The 8791-nt window shown below is 46.0% G+C and carries 6 protein-coding genes; 4 read left to right on the forward strand and 2 right to left on the reverse strand.

Translation table 11 applies throughout. The features are described 5' to 3' along the window. Positions 1–343 precede the first annotated feature (343 nt). Entirely contained in the window at positions 344–568 is a 225-nt protein-coding gene (locus tag RIC07_RS18845) for a hypothetical protein (RefSeq protein WP_446395855.1), read from the reverse strand. Between the two features lie 29 nt (positions 569–597). Here RIC07_RS18845 and RIC07_RS18850 point away from each other — a divergent pair, with 29 nt between their 5' ends. Continuing rightward, entirely contained in the window at positions 598–882 is a 285-nt protein-coding gene (locus tag RIC07_RS18850) for a FeoC-like transcriptional regulator (RefSeq protein ID WP_446395856.1), read from the forward strand. Positions 883–931: 49 nt separating this feature from the next. Here the strand turns inward: RIC07_RS18850 and RIC07_RS18855 are convergent, their stop codons facing one another. Further along, a complete protein-coding gene (locus tag RIC07_RS18855; RefSeq protein ID WP_446395857.1) occupies positions 932–2044 on the reverse strand; it encodes a precorrin-8X methylmutase in 1113 nt (370 codons plus the stop codon). A gap of 77 nt (positions 2045–2121) precedes the next feature. Here RIC07_RS18855 and RIC07_RS18860 point away from each other — a divergent pair, with 77 nt between their 5' ends. The 3 genes from RIC07_RS18860 to RIC07_RS18870 all read left to right on the forward strand — a co-directional run bounded on the left by RIC07_RS18860 (position 2122) and on the right by RIC07_RS18870 (position 8461). Next, positions 2122–4020: a heavy metal translocating P-type ATPase gene (locus RIC07_RS18860; protein ID WP_446395858.1), complete on the forward strand. Its 1899-nt coding sequence runs from the start codon at positions 2122–2124 to the stop codon at positions 4018–4020. 289 nt (positions 4021–4309) lie between these two features. Further along, entirely contained in the window at positions 4310–5833 is a 1524-nt protein-coding gene (locus RIC07_RS18865; protein ID WP_446395859.1) for a carboxypeptidase M32, read from the forward strand. A gap of 207 nt (positions 5834–6040) precedes the next feature. Next, the gene (locus RIC07_RS18870; RefSeq protein WP_446395860.1) at positions 6041–8461 is read left to right on the forward strand and encodes a sucrose synthase; all 2421 of its coding nucleotides are present in this window, start codon (positions 6041–6043) and stop codon (positions 8459–8461) included. Positions 8462–8791: the final 330 nt, after the last annotated feature.

Below are 8791 nucleotides of genomic sequence, written 5' to 3' on the forward strand. Positions count from 1 at the left end.
CCAGCCACCAATCACCTTTCGACAAAACCCGCCCTGCCCCAACCTTTCACCTTACCAAAAACCCAATGTAGGGGCGGGTTTAGGGACAAAATTAAACAGCGCCCCAACAACCATACAACACAAACCGCCCAGCTCCAACCATTCACCTAACCAAAAACCCAATGTAGGGGCGGGTTTAGGGACAAATTCATCAAGCCACCAATCATCTTTCGACAAAACCCGCCCTGCCCCAACCTTTTACCTAACCAAAAACCCAATGTAGGGGCGGGTTTAGGGACAAATTAATCAAGCCACCAATCACCTTTCGACAAAACCCGCCCAGCCCCAACCTTTCACTAATTCCCTAAAGTCCCAAATTCGACATTTTTCTGGTGCGATCGCGGTTGAGAATAAGGTGGGTTTGGTTGTCCAGTTTGGGATTAATCGATTGCCGTGCGGTGGGGGAATGGGCGGGTTTTGTTGTTCCGTTATTGGTGAGGAGGGCGGGTTTTGTTGTTTCGTTATTGGTGAGGATCTGAATTGATTCCCTAAACCCGCCCCTACAATTGTCCTTTAATCGGTTGATCATAATTGAGTGCTGCAAACGGAAAAGAAGACATGATTTTGAATGAGATTCAGAACTATCTATCTCACCAAGGGAGAGCATCCCTGGCTCAAATGCAGATTCATTTTGGCATTCATGCAGACGCTCTACGCGGTATGCTGAACCGACTCATCCGCAAAGGGAGAGTGCAAAAGTTACCGACTCCAAAGCGCTGTCACCATTGTGTTGACTGCTCTCAAGAGTCTCTGGAATTCTATGAATGGATAACCGATGAGCCTGCGGCTGCGATCAACAAGCAGGAGTGCTGCTCCCATGGCACTGAAGCGTCGGTTCAGTAGCAGAAATGTGCCATAACCCCTAATTCGATCAGGGCTGAGTGCTAATCCTCTACTGATTCTGCAAATAACAATGGCAATTGGGCTTTTCCATCAAAGATTCAACTAAACTATTCAAGGCGACGGCGGCTAATAATCCACCGCCAATCGTCCCCAGAGTGGTAATATACTCCACACCCGAACCCATTAATCGCCGTTTAGCGGCTGGGGCGTGGCTGAAGCCAATCGGCATTCCTACAATTAAGGAGACTTGCAGTTGTCCTTGTTCGATGCGTTTCAAGGCGGATATCAATACTGATGGGGCATAGCCGATCACTAAGATACAACCAGGCGTGAGGTGTTGTAATCGTTCCTGCCATTTTCCTTGTTGGCAAAACCTGCGTTCGGCTTCATCAGCACTGTGGATGTGGGGTTCATCAATTAGAGTCTTGACAGTAAGCCCTAAATGTGCAATCCGCGTCTGGTCAAGAGCGGCGACAACTGGAGAAACATCAGCGACAATTTCACAGTGAGTCTTGAGGGCATTTCTAGCTGAAGCGATCGCCCCCTGGCTCAAACGCACAAAATCGACTAAACTGACATCACCACTAGCGAGTACCAGTTTAGTCAGTAAATCTCGTTCAATTTCATTCTTTTGGGATAAATCCGGTAACAGTTGCTGTAAGGATTCGCTAAAGTCTTCGGGATGAGCATCACAGGCAGCATCTAAACTGTACCAAAATGGTGCTAATTCTTCTAATCCAACCGTCGATTCTAGTTCTAATTGTCGCAGTTGCACCAGTGCTTCAGTTTGAATCTTTCGACAACAATGATCGCGTCCTAACAATCCTTCCAAAGCCGATGCTGTTTGGCGCAAACGAGCCAATTGTTGCATCACTGAGCGATATTGCTGTTGCAGTTTAGACGTTAATTGGTCAACCTTGAGATCTCCAGAATCAGGTTTCAATAACTGACGAATATGATCCAATTGAAACCCCTGAGATTTTAACGCCACAATCCGCCGCAAATGCTGCACATCTGCATCGGTATAGAGACGATAGTTAGCCGCAGAACGTTTCGCCTCTGGTAACAACCCCAAGTTGTGATAATGCCTGACCATTCTCGGAGTTAAACCATTACCAACTGCTGCGGTGAGTTGTTTGATGGTTAAGTATTGGTTTGCCATTTTGCTAGTTTAGCACTTGACCTTGACATCAATGTCAAGGTTTAGGATGAGTCAGTCGGGGACTCATCAATCATGACATGAAAAAAATCATCGCAGAACATGCGGATACTTGGGCGGCGGTAGCCTGTGCTGTTTTAGTATGCCTGGGTTGGCTTTTTCTCCAACTTGGCTGGTTAGGATTAGCGTTATTGATCCTCCCAGCCGCCTATGTGATTGGAGGTTACGGGAGTGCGAAAGAGGGACTAACGACTCTGTTTGTCGAAAAGGAACTCGATGTTGATTTATTGATGATCATCGCCGCATTGGGGGCGGCATTTTTAGGCATTTGGCAGCAGGACTATTTCTTGATTGTTGATGGCGCAGTATTAATTCTTATCTTTGCCATCAGTGGTGCATTAGAAGATTACGCCATGAAACGAACCAGCCGTGCGATTAGCAGTTTGATGGGATTGACACCTGATACAGCACGGGTTATCCTCCAAGGTAAAAACTGTCAGATTCCGATTCAAGACTTAAAAATCGATGACAAAATTTTAGTGAAACCCGGAGAATTAATCCCAACTGACGCCTTGATTATTGAAGGTGCAAGTAGTCTCAATGAAGCCTCTATCACCGGAGAGTCGCTCCCTCGAGAAAAAACCGTGGGAGATGAAGTTTTTGCTGGCACCATTAATGGGGCTGGGGCGTTAATTCTGCGAGTCCATCAACCCCCTGAAAGTAGCTTGATTCAACGGGTTATTCGTTTGGTCAAGCAAGCGCAAACGGAAGCCCCGCCATCTCAACTATTCATTGAACGCTTAGAACGCGGTTATGCGAAAGTAATTGTAGTTTGTGGTATCCTGCTGGCAATTCTTCCCCCTTTTGTTTTCAATTGGGATTGGCAAAGGACGATTTATCAGGCTTTGGTTTTTTTGGTTGTTGCGTCTCCCTGTGCTTTAATGGCAGCAATTATGCCGACACTGCTATCGGGAATGACGAATGGGGCGCGACAGGGTATTTTATTTAAAAGTGGCGCTCAGTTGGAGGTAATCGGCAAAATACGAGCGATTGCCTTTGACAAAACGGGAACTCTGACGACTGGAGAACCAAAAGTTATCCAAATTATCAGTGTTGACCGAAATGATGAAGATAAGGTTTTGTTAAAAGCAGCCGCTGTGGAAACCTATTCCGAACATCCTATCGCCAAGGCAATTGTGCAAGCGGCTATGGATAAATCATGGATGTTAACATCGGCTACCAATGTATTATCTCACACAGGTTTTGGGATAAGTGGTAATGTTGACGGGGAAGTAATAAAAGTTGGTACAGCTAAATTTATTCAATCCGAAATTGCTCACGTCCCCACAACTCTAATCGCAGAAAGTGAACGCCTGAAACAAGACGGCAAAACCATCGTTTGGGTGGCGGCGGCGGGTAAACTCTTGGGAATTATCGCGGTTGCCGATACAGTGCGTCCGGCGGCTGCAACTGTGATCAAAGACTTGAAAAAACTGGGCATCGAACAGGTGATTATGCTGAGTGGTGATAGCAAAACTACGGCAGGTTACATTGCCCAGCAGCTAGGAATTGATCATGTTTATGCCGAACTTTTACCAGAAGATAAAGTTAAGGTGATCAAAAGGCTGAAAAAACACGATCAAACCGTAGCCATGGTGGGTGATGGTATCAATGACGCCCCAGCTTTGGCAACCGCATCTGTGGGAATTGCTATGGGAACTGCTGGGAGTGATGTGGCGTTAGAAACCGCCGATGTTGTATTAATGGCAGATCGTTTGGACAAGTTAACGGCTGCGGTTCGTTTAGGTCGTCGTGTGACTCAGGTGGTTACCCAAAATATTGGGTTTGCTTTGTGTAGTATTGGTTTGTTATTAGTGGCTAATTTTACGATTGGCATTAGTCTTCCCCTCGGCGTTATTGGACATGAAGGTTCTACTATACTGGTGATTCTGAGTGGTTTACGCTTGCTTAGACATTAGACTACTCTGGACTTTCGCGGCTACGTTAAGGTAGAAAGATGGTTTGGTCAGTTTCGACCCGATCAGGAGTCGCCGTTGCCGTAGCTGTCAGTCAATGATGTATTCATTGCCGTTGAGTTACCGTAGTTAAGTACGAGAGTCAGCGTGAGAGACTAGAGTTTAGCCTAGCTGTTCGTTCCCTGTCAGTTAGGGATGATTCTCCTTTTCGATTGTCAGGTGTACATTTACTAATCTGGGAAACATTTCCAACAATGTCTCCAAGCCAATACTACAGCATCACCCACCGACTATGCAGACTATCGAAAAGACAGAAACCAAACTTCTAGAGCTGAAAACCCGCCTGAGTGAGATTACCGATATTGAAGCCGCCGCGTCTTTGTTGTATTGGGATCAGGCAACCTATATGCCGCCCAAAGGCGCAGCCGCTCGCGGACGGCAGTTAGCAACGTTGCAACAAATTTCTCATAGTAAATTTACTGATCCAGCCATGGGTGAGCTTCTAGAGGACTTACGTTCCCTAGAAGCCAGTTTGCCCTACGACTCGGATGAAGCCAGTTTAGTCCGGGTTACCCGCCGCAAATATGAGCGGGCGGCACGGGTTCCTGCCACGTTTATGGCAAAATTTTCTCGCCATCGCACCGATACGTATGGGGCTTGGGTTGCCGCACGCCCGGACAATAATTTTGCGGCTGTTGAACCTTATCTGGAAAAAACCCTGGAGTTGAGCCGGGAATTGGCGAACTTTTTCCCTGGATATGATCATATTGCTGATCCGTTAATTGATTTTGCCGATTATGGGATGCAAGCTGGCTTTTTGCGATCGCTGTTTGCTCAGTTGCGAGACGAATTAGTGCCGATTGTGGAAGCGATTACCGCTCAACCGATGACGGATGATCGGTGTTTGCATCAGTATTATCCGGCTCAAGATCAGTTAGCCTTTACGCTGAAAATCATTGAGCAGTTGGGGTATGACTTCCAACGGGGACGACAAGATCAAACCCATCACCCGTTTATGATTAACTTCTCTACAGAAGATGTGCGAATTACCACTCGCGTCTACGACAATGACTTAGGACAGGCGCTGTTTAGTAGTATTCATGAAATGGGTCATGGGTTGTATGAACAAGGGATTAGCCCAACCTTGGAAGGAACACCCTTAGCGGGTGGGACTTCGGCAGGGATTCATGAAAGTCAATCTCGATTGTGGGAAAATATCGTCGGGCGCAGTCGCGGCTTTTGGCAATTCTTCTATCCCCAACTACAAGCTGCGTTTCCCCATCAACTTAAGGATATTTCCTTAGAGACATTCTACCGAGCCATCAACAAAGTTGTGCGATCGCTCATTCGCACGGATGCAGATGAGGTGACGTACAACCTGCATGTGATGATTCGCTTTGATTTGGAACTGGACTTGCTAGAAGGGAAATTAGCCGTCAGGGACTTACCGGAAGCCTGGAGAGAACGCTATCGGTCTGATTTAGGCATTGTCCCCGAAACGGATATGGATGGCGTTCTCCAAGACGTTCACTGGTATACCAGTCAAATTGGCGGGATGTTCCAATGCTATACCCTGGGCAACTTGATGAGCAGCCAAATTTTTGAAGCCGCCTTAGTCGCTCATCCGGAAATCTTAGCTAACATTGAACAAGGACAATTCAGTACCTTGCATAATTGGTTAAAAGAAAACATATACCAACACGGTTGCAAGTACACGGCGGCTGAATTAATCAAGGGCGTCACTGGTGCAGATTTGCACATCGCTCCATTCATCCGTTATATCCGGCAAAAGTACGGGCAACTTTACGATTTGTAAAGATTGCTTGATTTTTCCTGTGTGGCTCAACCGCATAAAACACTCATGCAGCAAGGTTTTAATTAACTGATCTGCTTAATCACCTCTGTTACCCCGCGCCCGAAAAAAAGTGGTTACGCTTCTGTTACCGCTTTGGAGTAGGGCGTTTTTCCGGAGTCATACCTCTCGACTTCTATCCTTTTTGAAGAAAGCGCTTGGGACGTTGTAATGCTCAATCTAATCCAGAACGTACTCGATTGTGAAGAACGCAATGATTTACGCCAATTTGCCAGTCAATTAAAACAGTCAGGACCCCGGTATCTACTGCGAAACGATATTCTGTCTGATTTTAGTAAATACTGCGCCGACCAGGAAAAACCGGACTATTTTTATCATTCGTCGAATCTAGGACGACTGATTTATTACACTCAGGAAATTATTCTCGATCAGGAAAGTCTTTATCTGATCATCCGACCCAAGATTGCCGAACAAGAAGCGTTTCAAGTTCTAGAAGACTTAACCGTTGAGCCGATCACGGTTCAACAACTACTTGATGTGCGCGATCGCTTCGTCAACCATTATCGTCCCAATGAAGGGGATGTCCTGGAACTGGATTTTAAACCATTCTATGATTATAGTCCAATTATTCGGGACTCGAAAAACATTGGCAAGGGGGTTCAGTTCCTGAATCGCTTTCTGTCTAGTAAACTGTTTCAAGATCCGCGCCAATGGCAAGAGTCGTTATTTAATTTCCTCAGTCTCCATGAAGTACAAGGGACTCAGCTTTTAATTAACGGACGGATTAAAAGCCAACAGCAGCTTTCTGATCAGGTGAAATTAGCCCTCGGCTTTGTCAGCGATCGCCCCGATGATGAACCTTATGAAAATTTTCGTTTTAAGCTGCAAGATATGGGGTTTGAAGCGGGTTGGGGGAATACCGCCAATCGCGTCCGAGAAACCCTAGAAATCCTGGATGAACTGATTGATTCTCCGGATCACCAGGGGCTGGAAGAATTTCTGTCCCGCATCCCAATGATTTTTCGGATTGTCTTAGTTTCAATTCATGGCTGGTTTGGACAAGAAGGCGTTTTAGGGCGTCCCGATACGGGGGGTCAAGTGGTTTATGTGCTGGATCAAGCCCGGAGTTTGGAAAAGCAGCTACAAGAAGATATTAAACTGGCTGGGTTAGAGTTGCTGAAGGTCAAGCCCAAAGTTATTATCTTATCCCGGTTAATTCCCAACAATGATGGCACCCGCTGCAACGAACGCCTGGAAAAAGTTCATGGTACGGATAATGCTTGGATCTTGCGGGTTCCCTTCCGAGAATTTAATCCCAACTATACCCAGAACTGGATTTCTCGGTTTGAGATTTGGCCCTATCTGGAAACCTATGCGATTGATGCGGAAAAAGAACTCCGGGCAGAATTTCAAGGGGTTCCTGATTTCATTGTTGGCAACTATTCAGACGGCAACTTGGTGGCATTTCTCCTATCCCGCCGCATGGATGTTACCCAGTGTATTGTTGCTCACGCCTTGGAAAAGTCTAAATACCTATTCAGTAATCTCTACTGGCAGGACTTAGAAGACCAATATCATTTCTCGATCCAATTTACGGCTGATTTGATTGCCATGAATGCGGCAAACTTTATTATCAGCAGTACCTATCAAGAGATTGTCGGGAAGCCGGATAGTGTGGGTCAGTATGAATCCTACCAGAATTTCACGATGCCGGATTTGTATCATGTGGTGAATGGAATTGAGTTATTTTCACCTAAGTTTAATGTGGTGCCGCCGGGAGTGAATGAACAGGTTTACTTCCCGTATACTCGTAGTCAGGATCGGGTGCCTCGCGATTGTGAACGGTTAGAGGAGTTACTTTTTACCTTAGATGATCCGTCTCAAGTTTATGGCAAGTTAGATGATCCAACAAAGCGCCCCCTCTTCTCCATAGCACGTCTTGACCGGATTAAAAATCTGACGGGTTTAACTGAATGTTTTGGTAAGAGTAAAGCGTTACAAGAACAGTGTAACCTGATTTTCGTCGCTGGGAAATTACGCACGGAAGACTCGACGGATAACGAGGAAAAGGATGAAATTGTTAAACTTTACCGACTCATCGACGAATACAATTTACACGGTAAAATTCGTTGGTTAGGCGTGCGCTTACCCAAGCGAGACTCAGGGGAAATCTATCGGGTGATTGCGGATCACCGAGGGATTTTTGTCCAGCCTGCGCTGTTTGAAGCCTTTGGTTTGACTATTTTAGAAGCGATGATTTCCGGGTTGCCTACTTTTGGCACGCAGTTTGGGGGTCCGTTGGAGATTATTCAGGATAAGGTTAATGGGTTCTTAATTAACCCCACGAACCTGGAAGATACTGCCCAGAAGATTTTGAATTTTCTGTCTAAATGTGAACAAAATCCAGATTATTGGTTGGAGATTTCCAATCGGGGAATGGAACGGGTGTACAGTACCTATACCTGGAAGATTCACACCAGCCGCCTGTTATCGTTGGCGCGGATTTATGGGTTTTGGAATTACACCTCGAAAGAAAAACGGGAGGATTTGTTGCGGTATATTGAGTCATTGTTCTATCTCATTTACAAGCCTCGCGCCCAACAATTGTTAGAAGAACATCTGAAGCGTTGATTGTTTGGTGAGGAGATGGATAAGCGTTAATGTAGGGGCGGGTTGAGGAACAAAATTAACAGTGAAACCGATAATAGTTTGACCAAAACCCGCCCTGTCTCATCCTGTTACTTTAGCGTGCGATCGCGGTGTAAAATCAGGTAGTGGAGTGACACAGCTAAAATATAGATTGTAGGTTGGGTTAACACGAGGAAACCCAACCGAATCTAGGGCTAAAGCCCTCACTACGAACCCAAGTTATCGGGTTGAGGATTAATTTTCGGTGGGGAATAGGGCGGGTTTTGTTGTTGGATTTGAGGTGGGTTTCTGGATTGAATCCCTAAACCCGCC

This window comes from Coleofasciculus sp. E1-EBD-02 (assembly GCF_040218245.1).
In the GTDB taxonomy this organism is placed as follows: Bacteria; Cyanobacteriota; Cyanobacteriia; order Cyanobacteriales; family Coleofasciculaceae; genus Coleofasciculus.

Excerpts from the sequence above, each read along its gene's own strand:
- RIC07_RS18845 (WP_446395855.1), bottom strand. The coding sequence starts at position 568 with ATGATCAACCGATTAAAGGACAATTGTAGGGGCGGGTTTAGGGAATCA.
- RIC07_RS18850 (WP_446395856.1), top strand. The coding sequence starts at position 598 with ATGATTTTGAATGAGATTCAGAACTATCTATCTCACCAAGGGAGAGCA.
- RIC07_RS18855 (WP_446395857.1), bottom strand. The coding sequence starts at position 2,044 with ATGGCAAACCAATACTTAACCATCAAACAACTCACCGCAGCAGTTGGT.
- RIC07_RS18860 (WP_446395858.1), top strand. The coding sequence starts at position 2,122 with ATGAAAAAAATCATCGCAGAACATGCGGATACTTGGGCGGCGGTAGCC.
- RIC07_RS18865 (WP_446395859.1), top strand. The coding sequence starts at position 4,310 with ATGCAGACTATCGAAAAGACAGAAACCAAACTTCTAGAGCTGAAAACC.
- RIC07_RS18870 (WP_446395860.1), top strand. The coding sequence starts at position 6,041 with ATGCTCAATCTAATCCAGAACGTACTCGATTGTGAAGAACGCAATGAT.